22 protein-coding genes and 6 pseudogenes are annotated in these 25,380 nt (G+C 52.6%); all 28 read left to right on the forward strand.

Translation table 11 applies throughout. The annotated features are described in order from the left end of the window. Positions 1–84: 84 nt before the first annotated feature. Complete coding sequence (locus tag JCM15764_RS20865; protein ID WP_243688057.1) at positions 85–1,182, forward strand: SLC5/6 family protein; 1,098 nt, start codon at positions 85–87, stop codon at positions 1,180–1,182. Then, positions 1,152–1,580 carry a hypothetical protein gene (locus JCM15764_RS20870; protein WP_243688058.1) on the forward strand — a complete coding sequence of 143 codons (429 nt, stop codon included), beginning with the start codon at positions 1,152–1,154 and terminating at the stop codon, positions 1,578–1,580. The genes JCM15764_RS20865 and JCM15764_RS20870 overlap by 31 nt, the downstream gene beginning before the upstream one ends. Positions 1,581–1,591: 11 nt before the next feature. After that, positions 1,592–1,897: a hypothetical protein gene (locus JCM15764_RS20875; protein ID WP_243688059.1), complete on the forward strand. Its 306-nt coding sequence runs from the start codon at positions 1,592–1,594 to the stop codon at positions 1,895–1,897. Between the two features lie 17 nt (positions 1,898–1,914). Next, positions 1,915–2,724, forward strand: coding sequence for a GAF domain-containing protein (locus tag JCM15764_RS20880; protein WP_243688060.1), 810 nt, complete (start codon positions 1,915–1,917; stop codon positions 2,722–2,724). Further along, positions 2,721–3,290: a PP2C family protein-serine/threonine phosphatase gene (locus JCM15764_RS20885; protein WP_243688061.1), complete on the forward strand. Its 570-nt coding sequence runs from the start codon at positions 2,721–2,723 to the stop codon at positions 3,288–3,290. The genes JCM15764_RS20880 and JCM15764_RS20885 overlap by 4 nt, the downstream gene beginning before the upstream one ends. Before the next feature lie 91 nt (positions 3,291–3,381). Continuing rightward, a pseudogene (recG, locus tag JCM15764_RS00275) lies at positions 3,382–5,694 on the forward strand (ATP-dependent DNA helicase RecG). A 252-nt stretch (positions 5,695–5,946) separates the two neighbouring features. Beyond that, a pseudogene (locus JCM15764_RS29085) lies at positions 5,947–6,138 on the forward strand (hypothetical protein); the annotation flags it as partial. A 95-nt stretch (positions 6,139–6,233) separates the two neighbouring features. Then, entirely contained in the window at positions 6,234–6,674 is a 441-nt protein-coding gene (locus JCM15764_RS29090) for a proline dehydrogenase family protein (protein WP_279384162.1), read from the forward strand. A 2-nt stretch (positions 6,675–6,676) separates the two neighbouring features. Further along, complete coding sequence (gene pruA, locus JCM15764_RS20900; protein ID WP_279384163.1) at positions 6,677–8,911, forward strand: L-glutamate gamma-semialdehyde dehydrogenase; 2,235 nt, start codon at positions 6,677–6,679, stop codon at positions 8,909–8,911. A 201-nt stretch (positions 8,912–9,112) separates the two neighbouring features. Next, positions 9,113–9,604, forward strand: coding sequence for a YceD family protein (locus tag JCM15764_RS00285; protein WP_243688062.1), 492 nt, complete (start codon positions 9,113–9,115; stop codon positions 9,602–9,604). 14 nt (positions 9,605–9,618) lie between these two features. Then, a pseudogene (gene rpmF / locus JCM15764_RS00290) lies at positions 9,619–9,800 on the forward strand (50S ribosomal protein L32). 47 nt (positions 9,801–9,847) lie between these two features. Continuing rightward, positions 9,848–10,888, forward strand: coding sequence for a phosphate acyltransferase PlsX (plsX, locus tag JCM15764_RS00295; RefSeq protein ID WP_054691555.1), 1,041 nt, complete (start codon positions 9,848–9,850; stop codon positions 10,886–10,888). 14 nt (positions 10,889–10,902) lie between these two features. Continuing rightward, positions 10,903–11,882, forward strand: a pseudogene (locus tag JCM15764_RS00300) (beta-ketoacyl-ACP synthase III). Positions 11,883–11,902: 20 nt separating this feature from the next. Next, entirely contained in the window at positions 11,903–12,838 is a 936-nt protein-coding gene (gene fabD / locus JCM15764_RS00305) for an ACP S-malonyltransferase (protein WP_054691557.1), read from the forward strand. Next, positions 12,835–13,575 carry a 3-oxoacyl-[acyl-carrier-protein] reductase gene (fabG, locus tag JCM15764_RS00310; protein ID WP_054691558.1) on the forward strand — a complete coding sequence of 247 codons (741 nt, stop codon included), beginning with the start codon at positions 12,835–12,837 and terminating at the stop codon, positions 13,573–13,575. Before fabD ends, fabG begins: the two co-directional genes overlap by 4 nt. Positions 13,576–13,712: 137 nt before the next feature. Continuing rightward, positions 13,713–13,946 carry an acyl carrier protein gene (acpP, locus tag JCM15764_RS00315; RefSeq protein WP_012647694.1) on the forward strand — a complete coding sequence of 78 codons (234 nt, stop codon included), beginning with the start codon at positions 13,713–13,715 and terminating at the stop codon, positions 13,944–13,946. Positions 13,947–14,035: 89 nt separating this feature from the next. Then, a pseudogene (gene fabF, locus JCM15764_RS00320) lies at positions 14,036–15,265 on the forward strand (beta-ketoacyl-ACP synthase II). A gap of 14 nt (positions 15,266–15,279) precedes the next feature. Continuing rightward, complete coding sequence (rpiB, locus tag JCM15764_RS00325; RefSeq protein WP_054691560.1) at positions 15,280–15,726, forward strand: ribose 5-phosphate isomerase B; 447 nt, start codon at positions 15,280–15,282, stop codon at positions 15,724–15,726. Between the two features lie 87 nt (positions 15,727–15,813). Beyond that, on the forward strand, positions 15,814–17,061 hold the full coding sequence (gene glyA / locus JCM15764_RS00330; protein WP_054691562.1) for a serine hydroxymethyltransferase: 1,248 nt from the start codon (positions 15,814–15,816) through the stop codon (positions 17,059–17,061). Positions 17,062–17,264: 203 nt separating this feature from the next. Further along, positions 17,265–18,434: a carbohydrate-binding protein gene (locus JCM15764_RS00335; protein WP_054691564.1), complete on the forward strand. Its 1,170-nt coding sequence runs from the start codon at positions 17,265–17,267 to the stop codon at positions 18,432–18,434. A 12-nt stretch (positions 18,435–18,446) separates the two neighbouring features. After that, entirely contained in the window at positions 18,447–18,713 is a 267-nt protein-coding gene (locus JCM15764_RS20905) for a hypothetical protein (RefSeq protein WP_243688063.1), read from the forward strand. Beyond that, positions 18,710–20,275: a ComEC/Rec2 family competence protein gene (locus JCM15764_RS00340; protein WP_243688064.1), complete on the forward strand. Its 1,566-nt coding sequence runs from the start codon at positions 18,710–18,712 to the stop codon at positions 20,273–20,275. The genes JCM15764_RS20905 and JCM15764_RS00340 overlap by 4 nt, the downstream gene beginning before the upstream one ends. Further along, entirely contained in the window at positions 20,217–20,846 is a 630-nt protein-coding gene (locus JCM15764_RS20910) for a ComEC/Rec2 family competence protein (RefSeq protein WP_243688108.1), read from the forward strand. Before JCM15764_RS00340 ends, JCM15764_RS20910 begins: the two co-directional genes overlap by 59 nt. A gap of 79 nt (positions 20,847–20,925) precedes the next feature. Continuing rightward, positions 20,926–22,308 (forward strand): GGDEF domain-containing response regulator, encoded by a 1,383-nt coding sequence (locus tag JCM15764_RS00345; RefSeq protein ID WP_054691568.1) that lies wholly within the window; start codon positions 20,926–20,928, stop codon positions 22,306–22,308. An 18-nt stretch (positions 22,309–22,326) separates the two neighbouring features. After that, positions 22,327–23,573, forward strand: a pseudogene (gene hisS / locus JCM15764_RS00350) (histidine--tRNA ligase). 72 nt (positions 23,574–23,645) lie between these two features. Then, positions 23,646–24,419, forward strand: a complete 774-nt coding sequence (locus tag JCM15764_RS00355) for an acyl-[acyl-carrier-protein] thioesterase (protein WP_054691570.1) — start codon at positions 23,646–23,648, stop codon at positions 24,417–24,419. Between the two features lie 18 nt (positions 24,420–24,437). After that, positions 24,438–24,968, forward strand: a complete 531-nt coding sequence (locus tag JCM15764_RS20915; protein WP_243688116.1) for a divergent polysaccharide deacetylase family protein — start codon at positions 24,438–24,440, stop codon at positions 24,966–24,968. After that, positions 24,893–25,378, forward strand: coding sequence for a divergent polysaccharide deacetylase family protein (locus JCM15764_RS20920; protein ID WP_243688109.1), 486 nt, complete (start codon positions 24,893–24,895; stop codon positions 25,376–25,378). Before JCM15764_RS20915 ends, JCM15764_RS20920 begins: the two co-directional genes overlap by 76 nt. Positions 25,379–25,380: the final 2 nt, after the last annotated feature.

The raw sequence follows: 25,380 nt of genomic DNA on the forward strand, positions 1-25,380 counted from the left end.
CGTTCTTTATGTCAAAATAGTCGACACCGCTCCGGGCAGGGCTATAATTAATCTATTTAGCCATTTGTCAAAGACGGGAATTCCATGTTGACGGTCGGAATCGTTTCCACCATGACTGTTCTTTATCTTGGCTTGCTGTTTGCCGTGGCCTATTATGCGGACAACAAGCGCAAGACGGGGCAGAGCATAATTGCCAATCCCTATGTCTATTCCCTTTCCCTTGCCGTTCATTACACCTCCTGGACCTTCTACGGCGTCATCGGGCTTTCAGCCACCAACGGTATCGCTTTTCTCGCCCTTTATCTGGGCAACACCCTGATGGCCTTCAGCTGGTGGTTTCTGCTGCGTAAAATGGTGCGTATCAGCAAAGAGCAGCACATTACCAGCATCGCCGACTTCATCTCCAGCCGTTACGGCAAGTCACCCCTTCTTGGCGGAATAGTCACCGTTTTCAGTATCATGATAATAATTCCTTTCATTGCCTTGCAGCTTAAGGCAGTGGCCTATACCTTCGATCTGCTGACGGTTTCTCCTGGTGCAGACGGATTCAGGCACATGGTGCCAGCGCTTCCCGAATCCGTCGATACCGCTTTCATTGTCGCCGTATTTCTCGGCATTTTCGGCATTCTTTTCGGGGCACGGCATCTGGATGCCTCGGAGCGACACGAGGGGCTTGTGGCTGCAGTTGCCCTGCAGTCGGTTGTCAAGCTCATTGCCTTTGTTACTGTGGGCATCTTTGTTACCTACGGTATTTTCGATGGTTTCACCGATATCTTCAGCCGTTTTGCCTCGCAATTTCCCGAACGGAAACATCTCTTTCTCCTGGGGACTGGGCAGGCGCCTTATGCCACCTGGCTTACCCTCCTTCTTTCCACCATGGCGTTTGTAATGTTCCAACCCCGCCAGTTCCAGATCATGGTTATCGAGAATTCCCACGAAGAGCACATCAGGGATGCCATGTGGCTTCACCCGGCCTACACTTTTCTTATTACCCTGTTTGTCATCCCCATAGCCTTGGAGGGGTCATTGCATACGGCGGCAATACAACAATGGCCGACTTTTTTGTTCTTAATTTTCCGCTGCAGACAGGGCATCCCTGGTTGGCCCTGCTGGTATTCATCGGCGGCTTTTCTGCTGCTGCAGGGATGGTCATGGTGGAGGCGGTGGTTCTTTCCACCATGATTCTCAACCATCTGATAATCCCGCTCATCATTCATCTTGGCATCGGAGGCTCAGACATATCCGGGGTTCTCATCAACATCAAAAGGGTTGGCATCCTTGGGGTGGTGTTTCTCGGCTACCTTTACTACCAGTTCATCGGCGAGTCATACACTCTGATCAATATCGGCATTATTTCGTTGATAGCTGCCAGTCAATTCGCACCCTCCATAATCGGTGGGCTTTACTGGAAGAGGGCAAGCCGTTGGGGTGCCACCGTCGGCCTGGTGCTTGGCTTTTTTACCTGGTTCCATACCCTCGTCATTCCACTGTTGGTCAAAGAGGCTGGTTGGATAACGGCATCATGCAAAACGGCCCCTTCGGCCTCGCTTTCCTGCGCCCGCTTCACCTTTTCGGTATGACGGAACTGGACATGTTGCCCCATTCCCTGTTTTGGAGCATGCTGTTCAATCTTGGGACGTTCATTGCCTGCTCCCTCTTGAGCGAGCCTTCGGAAGGCGTGGCCGAGCAGGCCGTCAAGTTTGTGGATGTCTTTGAGGCGCGTGAGGAACCGGTCAGGCGCAAAAGGATGAGCAGAGCCCCTGCCATTGTGGAGTTTATCGACCTGATGACCAAGTTTATCGGCGAGAAACAGGCTCACGCGGCATATCCCAGTATCTTGGCGACAAGGAGATCGATGAGCGGGGGAGCCTTTCCGAGTATGAACTGCCCGTTCTGAAGCGTTTCACTGAAAAAGTGCTGGCCGGTTCGGTGGGGGCCGCCTCGGCCGGAATTATCGTCGAAAGCTATATGGCGGCAAGGGGAAGCAAGCTGGAAGATGTTTTCGATATTTTCGGCACGGTGACCCTCAGTCGTACCGCCAGCCGCGAACAGCTCGGTCTCCTTTATGAGGCAGCAAAGGCCGTGGCAGGCAAAGCTGACTTGCTGGCCATATTGGACAATATTCTCGATCACATCAAGCAGCAGTTCAAGTTCGATGCCTGCACCATCCGCGTTCTGGAAGAGAAAAAAAGGCGCCTTGTCCTTTTAAGCCAGAAGGGGATGAGTCTGAAACACCTGGAAGAATCGGACCGTGAACTGAATATGGAGACCTATGCCGGGGCTGCCTTTCTCAACAATTCACCGGAGATAGTCAACGATGCAGATGGGATGAACAAGCCGCTTTCGGCCCAAGTCATCCGCAGAGAGGGAATTAAATCCTTCGTCCATGTCCCTATCACCATTGAAGGACAACCGGTCGGGATACTTTCTGCATTCTCCAAATCCATGAAAGGGATTTTCACAGAAGAATTCATTGAGTTGTTCAACAGCCTGGCGGGACAAATCGGCATTGCACTGCGTAACGCCCGGCAGGCTGAAAAGCTCATTCAGGTAAAGGAACACGAAAAGGAGATGCAGATTGCCAGGGGAATCCAGTCCGGACTACTGCCGGCCAGTCCTCCGGATATCAACGGTATATCCCTTGCCGGTATATGCGTCCCGGCCAGGGAAGTGGGAGGGGACTACTTCGATTATCTGCCCATGGCGGTGAGGACCTGGATTTGATCATCGCCGACGTGTCCGGCCATAATGTGGGTGCTGCACTGATTATGACCGAAGTGCGTACCTTCATCCATGCGGAGGCACGCAGTATCCGCAGCCCCCGCGATATTATGAACGCCCTCAATGAGTTTCTCTATGAGGACCTGACCCGTGCCGAACTCTTCATCACCATGTTTTACCTGAACTACGATGCAGGTCTCAGAAAGCTGTCTTTCGCCAATGCCGGCCATAACCGGCCCATATTGTGGCGGTCGGAATCTGGGGCATGTGAGTATCTGGATGCCGAAGGGCTGATTCTCGGCATAAAGCGGAAGGTCGCCTTTGAGCAGAAACAGTTGTTGCTTGAACCCAATGACGTTCTATTGCTTTACACTGACGGCATCATAGAGGCAGCAAATCCTGCCGGAGAACTATTCGGCGAAGACAGGCTCTGTGAGCTCCTTCAAACGTATCGCCAGCTTCCCCCTCAGCAGCTTGTCGATAATCTTTTTAGCCAGGTCAGGTCTTTTGCCGGCAGCCAGGGTTTTGTGGATGATGTTTCGCTGGTGGTCATGCGGGTGGAGGAATGAACTGGATATGCCGGAACAGGCAAAATTAGGTTGACAACTCTGTTCGATACTTCCTATAACTCCTGCAAATTTATTGTCGCCGGAAGTTCATATGCCCATTGTCAAACTCACGGACGCGAAAACATTGCCTCTCCCCGATGCTGTGCTTGAGGCCCTTGGCCTGACGGCAGGGGATCCTGTCTCCTTGGAGATCGGAGAAGACGGGGCGCTGATGGTGCGGCGGGTGGTTGTCGCTGAGCCCGTTATCCGAGAGGCAACCTCAACTTTGCAGCAGTCCATTCATCGCAAGAACCTGCAAACGCCCATGCAGTTTATCAAGGGAGTTGGTCCTAAACTGGCGGAACAGCTGGCAAAGAAGGGAATTTATGTCGTTGAAGATGCCCTGTTTTTGCTCCCTCACCGTTACGAGGACCGACGGAGCTTGAGTAAGGTAAGCAAGCTTCGTCCCGGCGCCCATGAGGTTTTTTACGCAGAAGTGCTCTCTTTTGAGGCCAAGTCCACCAAGGGAGGGAAACGTTTTCTTGAGGTAACTGCCGGAGATGAAAGCGGCTCGATCACTCTCAAGTGGTTTCGCTTCAATCCTGTCTTTATGAAGAAGACCTGGCGCGTGGGGAGAAAAGGGGTATTTACCGGCGAGGTGGTCCAATACGGTTTTCAGAAGGAGATCCATCATCCCGAGGTGGAGTGGCTGGATGAAGGGGTCGATCTGGCGGCGCTCACAGCAAGGGATCCTCTCAATTTCGGCCGTATTCTGCCGGTTTATCCGCTGACGGAAGGACTCCACCAGAAGACACTGCGCAAGGTGATGAAGGAGGTCGTCGACCGGTTCGTAATTGACGTGGAAAACCACCTGCCCCGGGGGTAATGGAGAGGCACCACCTGATGCCCCTGGACGAGGCCCTGCGAGAGACCCACTTTCCGGGACACGATGCGGACCTGGCCAGACTGAACAACGGCGCAACCGTTGCCCACAAGACCCTTTCATTTGACGAACTTTTTTTTTCTCGAACTGGGGCTGGCCCTGAAGCGGAGCGGCATCGTCCTTGAACAGGGGATTGCTTTCCAGGTGACGCACAAATACACCAGGGAACTGCTGAAACTGCTTCCTTTCCATCTCACCGACGCCCAGCGCCGTGTCCTTTCCGAGATAAAGAACGACATGATGCTCCCCCATCCCATGCACCGGCTGGTACAGGGGGATGTGGGCTGCGGCAAGACCCTGGTGGCCCTTATGGCTGCCCTGGTGGCAGTGGAAAACGACTACCAGGTGGCGATCATGGCGCCGACGGAGATTCTTGCCGAGCAGCATTTCCTTACCATCCACCGCTGGTGCGACGCCTTGGGCATCAAGGTATCCCTGTTGACTTCAGGCATGAAGGGGAAGGCTAAAAGTGCCGTTCTCGAAGAAATCGCCGCCGGCAGGACCAGCATCGTCATCGGCACCCATGCGGTCATCCAGGAAAAGGTGGAATTCAACAGACTCGGCCTGGGAATCATTGACGAGCAGCACCGCTTCGGCGTACTGCAGCGGGGCATACTCAAAAGGAAAGGGATCAATCCTGATATCTTGGTGATGACCGCCACCCCCATTCCACGGACCCTGGCCATGACGGTTTTCGGCGATCTTTCCCTGTCGGTCATCGACGAACTGCCTCCCGGCAGGACGCCGGTGGAGACTCGCGTCGCCTTCGAATCCAGGCGCTCCCAGGTGTACGGCATCATCCGCGAGGAGGTTAAGAAGGGACGGCAGGCCTACATCATCTACCCCCTGGTGGAAGAGACCGAAAAGTCGGAACTGAAGGCAGCGGCGCAGATGGCCGAACATCTGGCACGGGATGTTTTCCCTGAGTTGCGGGTTGGGCTGCTCCACGGCAGGATGAAGCCGGAAGAGAAGGAATCGGTCATGGGTTCATTCAAGGCCAGGGAGACGGACATCCTCGTTGCCACCACCGTCATTGAAGTGGGGATCGACGTGCCCAATGCCACGGTCATGGTCGTCGAGCATGCAGAGCGCTTCGGTCTTTCCCAGCTGCATCAACTGCGGGGCAGGGTAGGACGCGGCAGCGGCCAGTCCCGCTGTATTCTGCTCTCGTCCGGACAACTTTCCGAAGACGGCGAAAAGCGCCTGCGGGTGATGGAATCCACCAATGACGGCTTCCGCATAGCCGAGGCTGATCTGGAGATCCGCGGCCCTGGAGATTTTCTCGGCACCCGTCAGGCAGGTCTTCCCGACTTCAGGGTGGCCAACATACTGCGTGACGGACGTATCCTGGAAGCGGCTCGTGGAGAGGCCTTTGCCGTTGTTGAAAAAGATCCCGGTCTGGTTGACGGCGAAAATGCAGGTCTGCGCCAGGAACTTGCCAGACGCTGGGGTGGCCGCCTTGAACTGGCCGCCATTGCCTGATCCCACCCCCCAAATTGTTATCCTTCCTATACTTCACTCTCCAGCCTGAAACATACTCTCGCGCCGGATAAAATTTCAGCGAAAGTCAGACAGGCAATTATCCCTGATTTATTAGTCCCCATTCAATTGATAAAATGACAATTCTTATTAAAATGTAGGTTGTGGAAGCGCGGCCAGCAGATACAACTTCATGGGGAGGGAGTCATGGCGGACAGCGAATTGAACAGAAGGATCGTCTCCTGCGGAAGAGAGATGTTCGCCGGCATCTATGGAGAGACTCCCTCGCTCTTTGACAAGGGGCGGTGGCTGGGTAAGCTGATGGCCTGGAGCATGAGTGACGAGGAGTTCAAGACCCGGCTGTTCCGTTTCGTCGACGTATTCCCGACCCTTTCCACAGACAGGATGGTAGCCGACCATCTGGAAGAATACTTTGCCGGTGCGCAGCCTCCAGTACTGGCTCTGCTCCGCCAGGCCGCCGGTGTCTTCGGCCCATTCGGCAACTTTATCCAGAGGAAGCTGTCTCAACGGCTATCCGAAAAATGGCGCAGCAGTTCATTGTCGGAGAGAATACCACGGAGGCAATCAGCAACATCGAACGCTTGCGCCATCAAGGTTTTGCTGCCGTTGTCGATGTGTTGGGCGAGGCAACCCTTTCCGAAAAGGAGGCCGATGCCTATGTGGACCAGTATCTGAATCTTATAGGTTCCATTGAGCGGGCCATGGGCCGCTGGAAACCCCTTGGCGCCGGCCGGACTTCAGGCAGTATGGATTGGGGACATGCGCCCCGGATCAACGTTTCCGTTAAGGCAACAGCCCTTTCTTGTCTGGCAAGCCCGATGGATTACGAGGGAAGTGTTGCGGCCATTCTTCGCAGGCTCCGCCTTATCTGTCGTCGCGTGAGGGAGGTAAACGGTTTTCTCTGCCTCGACATGGAGACCTATCGCTACAAGGAAATCATACTTGAGTCTACCGACGCCTGAAATTGGAGAATCCCGACTATCCTCACCTGGGGCTTGTTCTCCAGTCCTATCTGAGGGATACGGACCATGACCTGGATAATCTGGTTACCTGGGCAAGGGAAAATTGTCTTGGTATCTCCATCCGCCTGGTGAAGGGGGCATATTGGGATTATGAGATGATCAGGTCCCGCCAGAGCGGACTTCCCGAACCGGTCTGGACCATGAAGGCGGAAACTGACGCCGCTTTTGAACGTCAGGCACGCCGAATCATGGAAAACAGTGATGTCTGCCATTTTGCCTGTGCTTCCCACAACATCCGTTCCATTTCCGCTGTCATCGAGCTTGCCCAGGAACTGGCCATCTCTGATGATCGATATGAATTTCAGGTCCTGTACGGTATGGCTGAACCAGTGCGCAAGGCAATCCTCAACCGTACCGGCCGATTGCGTCTCTATTGCCCATACGGTCCCATGGTTCCGGGCATGGGTTATCTGGTACGCCGGCTTCTGGAGAATACCTCCAACGTCTCTTTCCTGCGACAGACCTTTGTGGATGCCGCCGGAGCAGAAAAACTGCTGGAGGACCCGGTACATGTGGTGGAACGGCAGCGGCTTGCGGTTCAACCCAGACTGCGTGAGGGGGCAAAACCTTCGGGGAAGGTGATTCCTTTCAGCAATGAACCGGTCATCGATTTTACCAGAGAAGAGCAGCGCCAGGCGTTTCGTGAACATATCGGGCAGGTGCGCAATCGGTTCGGCCGGAAGTACCCGCTGTTCATAGGGGGGCAGCAACTGGAAACGGAGGACTTGCTTCCTTCAGTGAATCCTTCTGATCCGTCCGAGATCCTTGGCTGGGTGTGCCAAGCCGGAACCGATGAGGTAGCCCAGGCGATCGGTGCTGCCAGGAAGTCCTTTGAAACTTGGCGTGATGTAACTCCGGAAATACGTGCTGAATTTCTCCTCAAGGCATGTACAGTCGTCCGTCGGCGCATCTACGAGCTTTCCGCCCTGCAGGTGCTGGAAATCGGCAAGCAATGGGATCAGGCCTATGCCGATGTGACCGAAGCCATTGATTTCCTCGAATACTATGCGCGGGAAATGATGCGTCTCGGCTCTCCCAGATCGATGGGAAAGGTTGCCGGAGAGACGAATCAATACTTTTATGAGCCGAAAGGGGTTGCTGCTGTCATCGCCCCCTGGAATTTCCCCCTGGCTATCAGCATGGGCATGGTCTCTGCCGCCATTGTCACCGGGAACTGCGTTGTTTTCAAGCCTTCCGGCCTCACATCCATCATTGGCTGGCAATTGGTGGAGATATTCAGAGAGGTCGGGCTGCCTGACGGTGTCTTTAACTTTGTCCCCGGTCGTAGCGGCATCATGGGCGATTACCTGGTTGACCATCCCCATGTCAGCCTCATTGCCTTCACCGGTTCCATGGAGGTGGGGTTGCGGATCATCGAGCGCGCTACCAAGGTGCAGCCCGGCCAGGAAATGATAAAAAAGGTCATCTGCGAAATGGGGGGGAAAAACGCGATTATTATTGACGAGGATGCCGATCTGGACGAGGCGGTTCCCCATGTATTCAATTCGGTCTTCGGTTTTCAGGGGCAGAAATGCTCGGCATGTTCCAGGGTCATTGTCCTTGATCGGATCTACGACAAATTTGTCCAGCGGATTGTCGCACTGGCCGAAGCTGTTCCGGTTGGACCAGTCGAAGATCCTGCCAATCTCATAGGTGCGGTTGCCGAAGAAAATGCCCGAAGACGTATAATGAACTACATTGAAGTTGGCCGGCAGGAAGGGAGCCTTCTTTATCAAGGGCAGGTGCCGGAGGTCGGATTTTTCGTACCACTGACCATCATCGGCGATATCCGCCCGGAACACCGGCTTGCCCAGGAGGAAATTTTCGGACCGGTGCTTGCCGTAATGCGGGCAAGGGATTTCAATGAAGCTCTGGCCTGGGCCAATTCCACCCGCTATGCTTTGACCGGCGGCGTCTTCAGCCGCAGCCCCGAACATATTGCCATTGCCACCAAGCGATTCCGTGTCGGCAATCTCTACCTCAACCGCAACTGCACGGGTGCCCTGGTAGGTCGTCAACCCTTCGGCGGTTTCAGGATGTCCGGCGCCGGTACCAAGGCGGGCGGGCCTGATTATCTCCTTCATTTCATGGATCCGCGGGTGGTGACCGAGAACACCATGCGCAGAGGCTTTGCTCCTGTGGGTGCAGGCGATGGATCTTCCTGCCGAAAACGTTAGAACATTTTTGGTTATTTATTGTTGCAAATAGTCCTCGAATGGTTTAATAGATGGACCCTCAGCAACGGGGGGACAGGGTGCGCCGGCAGTTTTACCTTGACAAATGGTGATCCGTCTATATACTGGGTAGCTTTGAATGCTGTGCCCATTGGTGATACTTTGAAAGTTCGGATAGCCGATTTAAAAGATAAAGCGTTGCACATGGAGGCTGAGGAGCCGGTTAATGACTATCCGGACTTGCTTGCCATGACTGGGACCGGCGAGTGCGAATTCCTGTCTCCGCTACGGCTTGATTTTACTGTAGCCAGGGAGTTCGACCATATCAGGGCTTCCGGCAAGGTAGAAACGGCCGTAAGAGTTTCCTGTGCCCGTTGTCTCACTGAATTCGACATCGAGATAGCATCATCCTTTACGATTTTTTATACGAAATCTGCCGAGCCGCTTGACGAAGAGGTCGAGCTGGCCGAGGAAGACCTGATTTCCAAATCCTACCAAGGGGAAGAAATCGATTTCTCCACTGAGGTGGCGGAACAGGTAATCATGGAGATACCCTTCAAGCCCATATGCCGGGATGATTGTAAGGGATTATGCAGTAGTTGCGGAGCCAATCTCAACGACACCGCCTGCGGCTGCGTTACGAGCGAAGGCAGTTTCAAATTCAACGCGTTGAAGGGTATCAAGATAGACAAGTAAAGGAGAATTATTTTATGGCAGTACCTAAGAAGAAGACATCCAAGTCACGCAAGAACATGAGAAGGCCCATGATTTTCTTACAGCCCCGACAGTTTCCACTTGCCCACAGTGCAAATCCCCGAAACTTCCCCACAGAGTTTGTCCCTCCTGCGGCACTTACAAAGGCAGAGAAGTAATTAAGGCTGAAGAGCTTTAAACTGCCATCCGAGGTTCTTTGTATTAAGAGCCGCTGCTAGAGGTCATATGAGAGTTGCTGTAGATGCGATGGGTGGCGACAACGCGCCTGGTGTCGAGGTGGAGGGCGCTGTCGCAGCTGCCAGGGAATTCGATATTGCCATAACCCTGGTAGGCGATACGGAAAAAGTAAACTGCGAACTTGCAAAGCATAACTGCAAAGATCTGGATATAACAGTCAAGCATGCCAGCGAGGTGGTCGGCATGCATGATTCCGCTTCCGATGCGGTAAGAAAGAAGAAGGATTCTTCTATCCGCGTTGCCTTTGAACTGGTGAAGAACAATGAAGCGGACGCTGTTGTCAGTGCCGGTAACTCAGGTGCCACCATGGCTGCCGGCATGTTCGTACTCAAGCGTATCAAAGGTATAGATCGCCCGGCCATCGCCCAGATATTTCCCACTCTCCGCGGAAAAACCCTAGTGCTCGATGTTGGCGGCAACGTTGATTGCAAACCTCTCAATCTCGTCCAGTTTGCCATAATGGGTGAGGTCTATGCCCGGTCCGTTATGGATGTGGAAAACCCGAAGATCGGCGTTCTTTCCAACGGAGAGGAAGAAAGCAAGGGAAATGACCTGACCCGCGAATCAAGCACACTCCTTAAGAGCACTTCCCTCGATTACATGGGATATGTGGAAGGGCGGGATATCTTCAACGGCATGGTGGATGTTGTCGTCTGTGACGGATTTGTCGGCAACGTGGTGCTCAAGCTTTCCGAAGGACTTGCCGAGGCTGTCAGCACAATGCTTAAAGAGGAGATCAAGCAGAGCCTGCTGTACAAGATCGGCTATATCCTGTCTCGCCGGGCTTTCATCAACTTCAAAAAGAAGGTCGATTATACGGAATATGGTGGCGCTCCTCTGTTGGGAATAGATGGTGTCGGCATGATCTGCCATGGCGGTTCCAATGCCAAAGCCATAAAAAATGCCATCCGTTTTGCCCACGAATATGCCCGAAAGGGCGTTAACCAACGCATGGTCGAAAAACTCCAGGAAAACTATCCTCTTTATATGCAGCAGCTGGAAACACTAAAAGCACAAGCGGCAGGGTAGGAAGGTTGTAAATCATGATTCGTACCAGGATAACCGGGACCGGTTCTGCCCTTCCCGATAAGGTGCTGACAAATTCCGACCTGGAAAAAATGGTCGATACCAGTGACGAGTGGATAACAACGCGAACGGGGATCAAGGAACGCCGCATCGCTGCCGAAGGTGAGTATACCTCCACCTTTGCCACCCGTGCTGCAGAAAAGGCCCTGGAGATGGCAGGAGTCAAGGCTGAAGAGCTGGATCTGATCATCGTCGGGACCGTTACCCCCGATTTCCCATTTCCCTCGACTGCCTGCGTGATCCAGAGCAATCTCAAGGCAATCAATGCGGCAGCCTTCGATGTTTCCGCTGCCTGTTCCGGTTTTATATATGGGCTCTCCATTGCCGACCGGTTCATCAGGACCGGCACCGCCAAAAAAGCCCTGGTCATTGGCGGTGAAGTGCTCTCCCGCATTCTGGACTGGACCGATCGCAATACCTGCCTCCTTTTCGGCGACGGAGCGGGAGCTGCCGTGGTCGAGGCACAGGAAGGAGATTGTGGTGTACTTTCCACCCATATCCGCAGTGACGGGTCCTACTGGGAACTTCTTTATCAGCCGGTTGCGGCGGCAGAAATCCCGCCACACAGAAAACCATCGATGAAAAACTGATGTTCATCAAAATGCACGGTAACGAGGTCTTTAAACTGGCGGTGAGGGCTATGGAGGATGTGGCACGTCAGGCACTTGCCGCAAATGACCTGACCACTGACGATATCGACCTTTTCATACCCCATCAGGCCAACCGGCGCATTATCGATGCCATCGGCAAAAGACTCGGCATTGCCGAGGAAAAGGTTTTCATCAACCTGGAGCGCTATGGCAATACCTCGGCAGCTTCCATTCCCATAGCCCTTGATGAAGCCAATCGCTCCGGGCGCCTCAAGGAGGGGGATGTTGTCCTGCTTGACGCTTTTGGTGGCGGACTTACCTGGGGATCGGCGCTGTTTCGCTGGTAATACAAGAAAGGAATGTTTCCATGAGCAAGAAAGCGTTTATCTTTCCCGGCCAGGGATCTCAATTCGCAGGCATGGGCAAGGATCTTGCCGATAATTTCAAGAAGGCAGCCCTCGTTTTCGAGGAAGCTGACGATGCCCTTAATTTCAAGCTTTCCCGACTCTGTTTTGAAGGTCCGGAAGAAGATCTCAAACTTACGGCCAATACTCAACCTGCCATTCTCACTGCAAGCATTGCCGCTCTGAGAGTCCTCGAAGAAGAAACCTCCCTCAAAGCAGATTTTATGGCAGGTCATTCCCTTGGAGAGTATTCGGCACTCGTTGCCGCCGGTGCCATCAAGTTTGCCGATGCCGTTCGTACCGTTCGTGCCCGCGGCACTTTCATGCAGGAGGCGGTTCCTGTCGGCGTTGGTTCCATGGCTGCAATCCTGGGCGTAGAACCCGAAGTGTTGGCTGAAATATGTTCAGAAGCAGCACAGGGTGAGGTGGTTGCGCCAGCTAATTTCAACTCACCCGGCCAGATCGTCATAGCCGGTAACAGCGGCGCCGTCAACAGAGCCATAGAGATTGCCAAAGGGAAAGGATTCAGAAAGGCGATGCTGCTTCCCGTAAGCGCACCCTTCCATTGTGCTCTCATGATACCAGCCGGTGAACGCCTTGCCGGTGTATTGGAGCCTGTTGTTGTTTCACCGTTGACTGTTCCCGTCGTAACCAATGTTGAAGCATCGGCCAATAGTGACGCCGAAAGGGTGAAGGAGCTCCTGGTCAGGCAGGTGAGTGCCCCCGTCAAGTGGGACGCATCCGTAGGGGCTATGGTTGCCGCCGGCGTTGATAAATTTGTCGAAATCGGACCGGGCAAGGTTTTGGCTGGCTTGGTAAAACGGATCGACAAGAGCGTTGCTACATCCAATGTGCAGGATCAGGAGAGCCTCAGGGCTTTGATCCAGGAGGGCTTATGAGTCTTAACGGCAGAGTGGCTATCGTTACCGGTGCTTCGCGGGGCATAGGCAAGGCAGTGGCATTGAAACTGGCTGCCGATGGCGCCGATCTTGTGGTTACCGCCACCTCCCTTGAGACCGCCCAGGCCACAGCTGACGAAATCACCAGCGCAGGGGGCAAAGCTCTGGCTGTTAAGGTCGATGTTTCGGTAACTGCAGAGGTGGAAGGTCTTTTTGCCGCAGCTGTCAAAGAATTTGGCAGGATCGACATCCTTGTCAATAATGCCGGAATAACCCGGGATGGCCTTCTGCTCAGAATGAAAGATGATGACTGGAATGCCGTGCTGGACATCAACCTCAAGGGTGCCTTCAACTGTACCCGTGAGGCTGCCAAATACATGACCAAGGCCAGGTATGGTCGGATCGTCAATATCAGCTCGGTGGTGGGCGAAATGGGCAATGCCGGGCAGGTCAACTACTGTGCCAGCAAGGCAGGCATGTTCGGCTTGACAAAAGCCACTGCCCGCGAACTCGCAAAGCGTAACATTACCGTCAATGCAGTGGCTCCTGGGTTTGTCGAGACAGATATGACCGGAACCCTTTCGGAGAAAGTACGGGAAAGCCTGCTGCAGCAGGTTCCGCTGGAGCGTCTTGGTCAACCTGAAGATATTGCGGCAGCAGTTTCTTTCCTCGTTTCGACCCAGGCAAGTTACATTACGGGGCATATTCTGTCTGTCAACGGCGGCATGTATATGTAGCCCCGTTTAAGAACCGATTAAAACTGATTTTTGTTCGTAAAATACCTTTTGCAAATTTAGCTTTTCATGTTATGTAGCTACAGAGTTGATAAATAAACCAGCCTGAAAAGGTACTAAAAAAAATGGAGGTGCAGGAAATGTCGTCAATCGATAAACGTATCAAAGAAATAGTTGCTGAGCAGCTGGGTGTGGATGAGGCTCAGGTAACCAACGAAGCTTCTTTTATGGATGATCTGGGAGCCGACTCCCTTGATACTGTCGAGCTGGTTATGGCTCTTGAGGAAGAATTCGACATTGAGATCTCCGACGAAGACGCCGAGAAGATCCAGTCCGTTCAGGACGCCATCGATTACATCACTGATCACACCTAAGATGGATTGAGGGGAGGTTTACCTCCCCCTTTTTTGCAGTTCGGTTTAAAGCATGTTTAGAGGATCAGAAACATAAGGAGCTTCAGTCTATGAGAAGAGTTGTTGTAACGGGAGTTGGTGTCGTCTCTCCGCTAGGCACCGGCAACAAGGTAAACTGGGACGCCCTGACCGCCGGAAAATCGGGCATTGCACGTATTACGCGCTTTGACCCTTCCGATTTGCCTGTTCAGATAGCTGGTGAGGTTAAGGATTTCGTTGCCGAGGATTTCATCGACAAAAAAGAAATCAAGAAGATGGACAACTTTATCCAGTATGCCTTGGGCGCCGCCCATTATGCCATGGAAGACTCAGCTGAAGATAACCGAAGAAAATGCTGAACGGGTGGGAGTTCTTGTGGGAGCCGGCCTTGGCGGCTTGCCTACCATCGAGAGATACCACTCGGCTCTTCTGGAAGGCGGATACAAAAAGATATCTCCTTTCTTCATTCCCATGCTGATCATAAACCTTGCTCCCGGCCACATATCTATCAAGTACGGTGCCAAGGGCCCCAATATCTCATCGGTTTCTGCCTGTGCCACCGGCACCCATTCAATTGGCGATGCATATCACATGATAAAGCGTGGTGATGCCGACGCATGATCGCCGGCGGTACGGAATCTACCGTGACCCCCCTTGGTATTGGCGGCTTTGCTGTAATGAAGGCATTATCGACCTGCAATGATGATCCTTCTGCAGCGTCGAGACCTTTTGATAAGGAACGTGACGGTTTTGTTCTTGCTGAGGGCGCTGGTATTGTTGTCCTGGAGGAATATGAGTCGGCGAAGCGTCGTGGTGCCAAGATTTATGCAGAAGTTGCAGGATACGGCATGAGCGGAGATGCTTTTCATCTTACCCAGCCTGCCCCTGACGGAGAGGGTGCTGCCCGCTGCATAAAGATGGCTTTGGCGACCGCAGGTGTGAAGCCTGAGGAGGTCGATTACATCAATGCCCATGGTACTTCGACCCATTTTAACGACCTCTACGAAACAATGGCGATCAAACGCATTTTCGGTGACCATGCAAAAAAACTGATGGTATCTTCCACAAAATCCATGACGGGCCACCTTCTTGGCGCAGCCGGCGGCATTGAAGCTGTTTTTACCGCAATGGCCATGGACAAGGGAGTTGTTCCTCCAACCATCAATTACAAAACGCCCGATCCCGAATGTGATCTCGATTACGTTCCCAACACTGCCCGTGATGCTTCCATTCGTTGTGCCCTGAGCAATTCCTTCGGCTTCGGCGGCACCAACGCCTCACTGCTTTTCAGAAAGATTTAGGGAAGGGTGGGACAATGATAGCACTGGGTAGTGATCACGGCGGACTTGCACTCAAGGTTGAAATCAAGAAACTTTTGCTGGAGCGGGGCATTCCTTTCGAAGACTGCGGGACCGATAACGGTGATTCCGTGGATTATCCCGACTTCGGCGAAAAAGTTGCGAGGAAGGTATCAACGGGTGAAGTGGAGAAGGGAATCCTTGTCTGTGGCACCGGTATCGGCATGTCCATTGTTGCCAACAAATTTCCCCATGTCAGGGCTGCCATTGTTACAGACAGCTTTATGGCCCGCATGGCCAAGGAGCACAACAACGCCAACATCCTCGTTCTTGGAGGCAGAGTCCTTGATAACGATGGAGCAAGAGAAATGGTATCTACCTGGCTCGATGCCGCCTTCGAGGGAGGCCGTCACCAGGGAAGGCTTGACAAGATTGCACTGATTGAAAAAGAACTCTACAAGTAGCCTGCCAGAAAGCGGTGAATGAGCTGTAAAACATTACGGGACTACCACAGTCCCGTTTCCTTTTTATACCATAGCAAAGGAGAATCTATGTCCATACTGGAGAATTTTGATCCCGCCGTAGCAAATGCCATACGAGTTGAAACTGAGCGGCAGGAGTTTAACCTGGAACTGATCGCCTCGGAAAACTTCGTTTCGGAAGCGGTCATGGAGGCTCAGGGTTCGGTCCTGACCAATAAGTATGCCGAAGGATATCCCGGCAAGCGCTACTATGGCGGCTGCCATAATGTGGACATAGTGGAAAATCTGGCCATCGAACGGGCAAAGGAGCTGTTCGGCGCCGAGCATGCCAACGTGCAGCCTCACTCCGGCTCACAGGCCAACATGGCTGTTTACTTTACGGTACTTAAGCCGGGGGATACCGTGCTCGGCATGAATCTGGCCCATGGCGGCCACCTGACCCACGGCAGCCCGGTCAACTTTTCTGGAAAATTTTTCAATATTGTCCCCTATGGGGTGACCAAGGAAAACCAGACCATTGACTATGCCGAGGTTGAAAGGCTGGCTGTTGAGCATAAACCGAAAATGATCGTTGTCGGTGCCAGCGCCTATCCGCGTACCATTGATTTTGCCGCTTTCCGCAAGATCGCCGACAAGGTGGGAGCCGTGGTCATGGTGGATATGGCCCATATCGCAGGGCTTGTCGCTGCAGGACTTCATCCGAGTCCGGTGCCCCATGCCGAATTTGTCACCACTACAACCCACAAGACTCTGCGCGGGCCCCGTGGCGGCATGATTCTCTGCCGTGAGGAATTTGCCAAGGCACTCAATTCCAACATCTTCCCCGGGATCCAAGGCGGTCCCCTGATGCATGTCATTGCCGCCAAGGCTGTGGCATTCAAGGAGGCGCTGTCGCCCGAGTTCAAGCAGTATCAGCAGCAGATAGTCAATAATGCCAAGGCACTGGCGGCAGCACTGATGGAAAATGGATTCAAGCTCACCTCCGGCGGTACCGACAATCACCTGATGCTGGTTGATCTGTCCGAGACACCGTTGACTGGCAAGGTGGCCGAGGAAGCCCTGGACAAGGCCGGAATTACCGTCAACAAAAACGGCATCCCCTTCGACACCCGTTCTCCTTTTATTACCTCCGGGATCAGGATCGGTACCCCTGCTGCCACTACCCATGGCCTGAAGGAGCCGGAGATGGCGCAGGTGGCGGGTTTTATCGCCGATGCACTGGCCAATGTTGACAATGATGCTAAGCTGGCTGAAATAAAGGGACGGGTAAACACCATGATGAAGCAGTTTCCCCTGTATTCCAGCAGACTCGCCTGATAAAAACAACAAAAAGGGGGAGTATCCTGCTCCCCCTTTCTTTCTTTGTCTGTTGCTCTCCTTATTTTCTCTCTTTTCAGCCTCGTTTTTTCTCAAGTTGTTCGTGCTTGCCATGCACCCGGTTATTTTTCAGGTTAACTGATGCAAAAGCTGTGTATAAACAACTGTCTCAAAGAGTTGCTTCTCATGCCAAGGAGGGGAGTATGAAAAATCGCAGGCTTCTCATTCTCGTTATTAGTCTTTGCCTGATTCTCGACATCTCCTGCAGCATTGCTGCAGACAAAAAAAATGCTAAAAAGAGCGCGTTCATTACCCATGGTGAATTTGTCACCGATCTTGTTACAGCGATGGGATGGGACGCAGGTTTGCCCATTAAACCCAGGGAAAAGGATTACTTGGTCATCCTGTCTGGAAAAAGGTTCTTCAAGTTTGAAGCGGAAAAGTACTATGCAGCCCAAACCGACAATGTATCTGTCCGGAACTATGCCCTGTTAGGCCCTTTTTCCGGGAGTGGATGGGTGAGTGGTATTGCCTCGCCGACTACCGCTCATTTCAAGGTCTTGCTTCCCATTGGCGGCATTTATTCTCTAACCGTTGCAGCCAAAGGGGACGGCCAGAAATGGCAGGTAGGCGGCAAGGAGTTCACTGTCAGTACCGGCTCAAAAATCGCCGAGGCAAAGGTTGCCGACATTTCGCTGAATGCAGGCTTCCAGGAGATTAATGTAGTTCTTCCACCCGACGGTGCTGTCGATTATTTTATCCTCGATGCGCCGACACTGCGAGCCATTGCTCCCATTGACGGCTGGGAGACCAAATCCGTCTTCAATCATGGGGACCTGGCAGAGGTTACAGCTGCCTTGCTCGGCCTTGAAAGCAACCTGCCCGATGACGGCAAGCCCCTTGTTTTCCCTGTAGCTGATGTGGCAGAGCTGCCAGTATCGGCCAAGATCACCACCGTCGATTATCTTGGCAAACCGCTGGCCCCAAAATGGGTGCGTGCCGATTATCGCGGAGCTCAGCTGGAAATGCCTTTCGCTGTGGATAAGGATGGCGCCTACAGAATAAGGATAAGAGCTCTTGGAGATACCATTTCTGCCGAGGTGGATTCCGACAAGGTAAAAGGAAACGGCAAGCCCTATCTGGAATGGGTAGACCTGGGACTTTTCCGTCTCGACCAAGGCAGTCACAAGTTGCTGATAAACCTGAAAACCAACCAGGGAGTGGACGTGGTTGAAATAGCCGGGAAAAAATCTTCACCGGCTGAGTACATGGCAGTATCCGCCATAAAGGGCGAACCTGATGCTCCTGTAAAGAGGACTGACCTGGATAAAATCCTTGCTTCTCTGGTGGAACGTTTCAAGGAGAGAAAATAAAAGGTGCAGGGGGTGAAAGGAAGACCACTTTTCATTCCCCTTGCTTCCATTATTGCCGGCATTCTGTCGGCAGGTCTTTACTCTTTCTTTGTCCCGCAAGGAATCCTGCTGCCCCTTCTGCTTTTATCCCTTTTTGCCGTTTTCCTGCCGAAAAGGTACCCATATCTCCTGGCCATTTCTCTTCTGTTCTTTTGCTGGGGTAACCTTTCCCTAAAAGACCTGCTGCACTCTGACTTTCAAAAAAATCATATTGTCAGGTTTGTTTCCGATGAGCTGTGACTCTGGAAGGGGTCGTTGACAGCCGTCCTGAGGCCAGGGCAGCGGGATCACGGCTCCACCTTGAGGCTGAGCGCCTGTATCGGGCTGGTGGTTACGTTCCGGTGACCGGCCGGGTTTTGTTGTATGTGGGGGAGGGGCATCCTGAGGTACTCGCAGGAGACCGGGTAAGAGTTGTTTCGCGTCTCCATAGACCCCGGAACTACGGCTTGCCGGGCGAATTTGATTTTGTTCGCAACCTTGCCCTGAAAGGTATCTTTGCCACCGCATTCGCAAGTCGTGCCGACGATGTGGTGCTGGTCATGGCCAATGTCAGCCATCCGCTGCAGCGTTTCATCGATCAAACGGCAGCGGGCATGGGCAATTTTATCGGTAAGGCCGTGCCCTCAGTAGAAGGTGGCATTCTCAGAGCTCTTCTCATTGGGGAGCGAGGCTATACTCCACCATATATTGAGACCGCCTATGCCAATACCGGGGTCAATCACATCCTGTCAATCTCAGGTTTTCACGTGGGAATCATCGCCCTGTGTGTATTTCACCTCCTGCTGGGTGTTTGTCGAAACTTCCAATGTTTAACCCTCAACTTTAATCTGCGCAAAAGCCTCCTTATCATTACCCTGCCTCTCATTATCTTTTATCTGTTGCTCTCGGGGACGGCCCCGGCAACTGCCCGCTCCGTTATTATGATAGCCGCATTGGTTTTTGCCCTCGCTGTCGAGCGTGAGGTGGAGCCGGTGAACAGTCTGCTGCTGGCCGCCATGGTTATTCTTGCCGTTACGCCAGGCGCCCTTTTCGATATTTCTTTTCAATTGTCATTTGTCGCCCTGTGGGGAATCATCATTCTAACCCCTATTTTCATGTTGCCTTTTGCCAGATTTGCCAGCGGCACGATAGCGTACAAACTGCTGCTCTTTCTGATGGCTTCACTTGCTGCCATCACTGGGACGCTTTTTCCCGTGGCATTTTATTTTCACCGGGTTTCATTCACCGGTCTTATCAGCAACCTGATTGTGGTGCCGCTCATGGGCTATGGTGCTGTAGTGCTGGGTTTTATGGCACTTCCGTTCATTTTCCTTTTCCCCTTTGTTGCGAGACTGCTGCTTGTTGCTGCCGCGTTTCCGGTTAAAATAGCCAACTCCTTCGTTCTGCTGGTTTCAAATATTCCAGCGTTGCCCCTTTTAAATCCAGATTACTTCGATCTTTTTTTATTCTATCTCCTGCTTCTGGTGCTGACCTTTGTCTCCTCAAGAAAATTCCAGATTGTCTTTTGCATTGTCACTACTGTTGCCATTGCCGGTAACGCCCTGTTTTTCAAGGGGCCGGATAAGGGGCTCCTGCAGATAACCTTTTTCAGTCTGGGCCAGGGAGAATCCACGTTGATATCGTTTCCCGGCGGTAAAACAATGCTGATAGACGGAGGCGGTTCTGCCGCGAGGGGGAATCAACGTGGGCGAAAGATTGCTGGCGCCTGCACTGTGGGCACTGGGTGTCACGACCGTAGATTACATGGTGTTGACCCACGCCCACCCGGACCATATTCAAGGCCTTCTTTACATTGCCGATAATTTTAAGGTGGGGGAGTTCTGGGAGAGCAGGCCGGCAATGGACGATAGCGAGAACTACCGCAATCTCAGGGCAATTATCGATAAGCGAAAGATCCCGGTTCGCGAGATCCATGCATCGGACCATCAGATGGACATAGGAGGTGCGAGGCTTGAGTTTTTGTGGCCAGAAGCTGATAGCAGCAACCAGTACCCCGATTTGAACCAGAGATCGCTGGTCTTTCGTCTCGTGTATGAAAAGGGAGCGGTTCTGTTTACCGGTGATATCGGCATGGAAGTGGAGAAGCGACTATTTGCTCACAAGGGGCAGCAGAGCAACGTTCTTAAGGTCCCCCATCATGGGAGCAGATATTCATCTTCCCCTGAATTTCTTCACTGGGCTTCCCCGGAAATTGCCCTGATCTCCGCCGGCTATGGCAACAGCTTTCACCTTCCCGCCGAACAGACGCTGGCGAGGTTGAAGGAGAAGCATGTGGAAGTATATAGAACCGACCTTAACGGGACTATCCGCCTTATTTATGACGAAGGTAAGGGAAAGTTTATCGCCCGTAGGCAAAACTGGCATTTTAATTGACAGAATTCCGATTTATCTGTTAGTTTGGGTCCACAATCGCCTGGATGCCCAATAAAAACCGACTCAGGAGATATTCCTCATGGAGAGGATTCTTGTAGTAGAAGACGACAGTTTCTTCAGGGAGGTATTTGCCGATCTGCTGCGGAGTGACGGCTTTGCTGTCGATGTGGCTGGTTCCGGAGAGAAAGCCCTGGAAATGTTGCATAGCAGCGAATATGCGTTGGTCGTCACCGATCTGGTCATGCCCGATATAACCGGACTTGATCTCCTGTCCAAGGTAAAGCAGTTTGATCCCTCCATAGATGTAATTCTGGTCACCGGCCACGCCAACACGGAGACCGCCGTGTTTGCCCTGAAAAACGGCGCCCGTGACTATCTTGTCAAGCCCATAAACAGCGAGGAATTCAAGCATGCGGTCGCACTCTGTTTCGAGCAGAGGAGGCTTCTTGATGAAAATCAGGAACTGAAAGGACTGCTGAACCTTTTTCAAATAAGTCAGACCATAGCCAATTCTCTTGATTTCGACCGCATTCACACAATACTTGTCGATTCACTGGCCAAAGAATTTGGTCTCAGTCGCTTAACCGGCTACTTCCAGAATGATGACGGTACGCTGGAGTTAAAAGAGATAAAAGGGTTCGACGAGGAAACCGCTTCTTCCCTTGGGGAGCTCATATTCGATATTTTCGATGTTCGCGAAGAGGATAATAGAAGTTTTGTCCTGCTTAATGATCTCGAGCAGCGGTCCCGGTTCTTTGCAGAACACTCCATTACCGAAGCAATGCTGTTCTTCGTCAGGGCAAAAACAGCACTTCTTGGCATCATAATCGTTTTCAACGAATCGCAAAGCGTGTTTCCGGCCCAGTTGGATTTCAAAAACATAAATTTCCTGCTTGATCAGGCATCCCTTGCCCTGGAAAATGCGTCCCGTTACAACAGTGCCAAGAATCTTCTCTACATCGACGAACTGACTGGGCTCTTCAATTACCGTTACCTTGATGTAGCCCTCGAAAGGGAAGTCAGGCGCGCCGAGCGTTATTCTTCCAACATATCCATCATCTTTCTTGACATAGATCTCTTCAAGCGAATAAACGATCAGTACGGACACCTTGTGGGAAGCAAGGCCCTGGCCGAAGTGGGGCTGTTGCTGAAAAAATCGGTGCGTGACGTGGATACGGTAATCCGTTACGGGGGGGATGAATATACGATAATACTCATCGAGACCGGAATAGACGGGGCTTCCGTAGTTGCTGAACGTATCCGCAGCACCATTGAGGGTCATGTCTTCATTCAAAGTGAAGGTCTTGACATAAAACTTACCGCCAGTCTTGGCTGTGCCAGTTACCCGGAAGATGCATGTACCAAACTGGAGCTTCTCGAACTGGCTGACCAGGCAATGTATCGAAGCAAGGCCTGCGGGAAAAACATGGTCTTTCACATATCTGCATATAAAAAGCAATGAACGAGGAGATAAACAGGCGTGAGCATTACCGGCATCAAGGGTTTTAACGATATACTTCCCGGAGAGGTTGAAAAGTGGCAGCATATTGAGGCAGCGGCAAGGAGGGTTTTCGGGCTGTATGGATTCTCTGAGATCAGGGTGCCGATTCTGGAAAAGACAGAACTTTTCTGCCGTTCCATTGGCGACTCTACCGATATTGTCGAAAAGGAGATGTACTCCTTTGTCGACAAGGGAGAGAACAAGGTTACCATGCGCCCCGAGGGCACGGCCAGCATCATGCGCGCTTCATCGAACACAAGCTTTATGCGGCTGATCCGGTTGCCAAACTCTATTACATGGGTCCCATGTTCCGTTATGAACGGCCCCAAAAGGGGCGTTACCGCCAGTTTCACCAGATCGGTGCCGAGGTAACAGGGATAGCCGATCCCAAGGTTGATGCCCAGGTACTGACCATGCTTTGTCACTTCTTTGCCGAGCTGGACCTGACCGAGCCCCATCTGCAGATCAATTCCCTTGGCTGTCCCGAGTGCAGACCGAAATATCGTCAGGTCCTGAAGGATTTCCTCAAGAGCAGGATCGACAAGCTGTGTGATGATTGCCGGAGGAGAATCGACACTAATCCCCTCCGTGCGCTCGATTGTAAAGCCGCCGGCTGCAAGGAAGCCACAGAAGGCGCGCCCTCTGTTCTTGATTATCTGTGTCATGACTGCAATGATCATTTTGCCAAAACCAGGTGCCACCTGGAATCGGTGGGCACGTCATACAGCATAAATACCCGCATGGTCCGTGGCCTTGATTACTATACCCGCACCACCTTCGAGCTTGTCACCGGCCTTTTAGGCTCACAGAGTGCTGTTGCAGCCGGGGGCCGTTATGATGGCCTCATATCAGATCTTGGTGGGCCATCGCTTCCGGGCATCGGTTTTGCCATGGGAGTCGAGAGGGTTGCTCTGCTTTTGGCAGAAAAAGATTTCCGCAAACGCCCGGATTTCTTCATAGCAGCCCTTGGAGAAACAGCACAGGCGGAAGCCTTCAGGCTTATGTCAGGACTGCAGCAGAAGGGCCGCTCAGTGGAAATGGATTTTGCCGGAAAAAGCCTGAAAAGCCAGATGCGGCGAGCCGACAAATTCAACGCCCACTTTACCCTGATTCTGGGTGAAGACGAGCTGGTTAAGGGGTCAGCTGCCCTGAAGAACATGGATTCCGGCACTCAGACCGATGTCAGATTGGATGTGGACGTGCTCTGCAAGGCAGTGGCCTCCTGATCCCTTCATTTTTCATTTAAGGCCGCCTGACTGGTATGCTTTATCAGCAGGCGGTTTTGTTTATAAGGTCCAATGGACAACGTATTCGCACATAAGCTGAGGGTCCGCTACTACGAGGTGGATTGCAACGGATCGGTCAAGCCGGCCGCCATTTTCAATTTTATGCAGGACGCGGCAGCTTCCCATGTGAGACAGCTGGACTTATCCGTTGCCGATCTCGGTAAAAAGAACCTGACCTGGGTAATCTCCCGTTTTCACCTGCGCCTGTTGCACTACCCTCGGGGAAATGACAGGATCACCATTCACACCTGGCCCTCCACAAAGGATGGACTGTTTTCATGCAGGGAATACACAATCAGGGACGAAGACGGAAAAGTCATTGCCCTGGCCACCAGTTCCTGGGCCGCCGTCAATATTACCACCCGCCGGCCTGTGCGCCTTAAGGACCATCTCCGCGACTTTCCGCTTAAGTCAGAGCGGGCAATTGAAGATGATTTCCCCTCTTTACCCCGTCCGGGCAGGATCGATGGCGAGCAGAGTTTCCAGGTACGCCGCAGCGATCTGGACATCAATCGGCATGTTAATAATGCCGTTTATGTGGACTGGGCGTTGGAAACCGTGCCGCCAAGCATTGCCGAAAAATACAGGCTGGCAGAAATCGAAGTTAGCTTTCGCGGAGAAGCATTGTACGGGGACAATGTGGTGTGCAGCTGCGAAGTTTTTCCGGTTTCGGCCGAAGAAGTTGAGTGTCTGCATCAACTGGTAAATGAAATTGATGGCAAAGAACTGACACGCTTCCGTTCCTTCTGGCGGCTGTTGGTTGACAGACAAAAGGCAGCGGCCTGAAAAGCGGAGGATATCTACTTGGCAAAAAAGAAGGGGAAAGGGACAAATAGGCGCAAGAGTTCAGGGGGCAAATACCGGCAACTGGTTACGCTCCTGGCTGTAATAGTTTTGATAGCGCTGGCTTTTTTCCTATTGGAACAGTCCAGGCACACCTTGCCTGGAAAGCAGGAAAGGCAGGGGAGCCTTGAACGACAGAAAATGCCTGCTCGTCCTGTGGCGAAACCCGGGAAGCATGATGTCTATACTGCAGCCAAGGCGAGACCCGTTCCACAGGCAAGAACGAGGCCGCACCTGACCGGTCCCGGCACCGTTGCCATCATTATCGACGATATGGGACGCAGCACCAGAGAAGCCGATTCTTTACTGGCAATCAATCTGCCAATTACCTTCGCCGTTATTCCCGGATATGCCAAGCAAGGGCTGTTGCCGAAATTGCCCATGGCAGGGGAGGGGAGGTCATGGTCCACATGCCCATGGAGCCACAGGGATACCCGGAGAAAAAGATGGAAAAAAACGGCCTGCTGCTTGGGGAGAGTAATGAACAGATAGCCTCCAAGGTGAAGGGGTATCTGCAGGAAATTCCTTATGCGGTCGGCGCCAATAACCATATGGGGTCCAGTTTTACCGAGAGCGAAGAAAAGATGCAGCCGGTGCTGCAGATCCTGCAGGAAAGGGGCTTGTTCTTTGTCGACAGCATGACATCCCCCAAATCGGCAGGGTTCCGCCTCGCCAGAAAGATGGGACTTAAATCGGGGACCAGGCAGGTGTTTCTGGATAACGTGCAGAATGTGCAGGCGATCAATGCCCAGTTGCAACAGGTGGCAGATGCCGCCAGGAGGAGGGGCAGTGCCATTGCCATCTGTCATCCTCACCGGACCACCATTCAGGCACTGTCAGATGATGCCCCAGTTGAAAAAACAGGAATCACCTTCGTTTATGCATCACAAATTGTCAGCTGACC

The sequence above is a fragment of the Geotalea toluenoxydans JCM 15764 genome (assembly GCF_001311985.1).
In the GTDB taxonomy this organism is placed as follows: Bacteria; Desulfobacterota; Desulfuromonadia; order Geobacterales; family Geobacteraceae; genus Geotalea; species Geotalea toluenoxydans.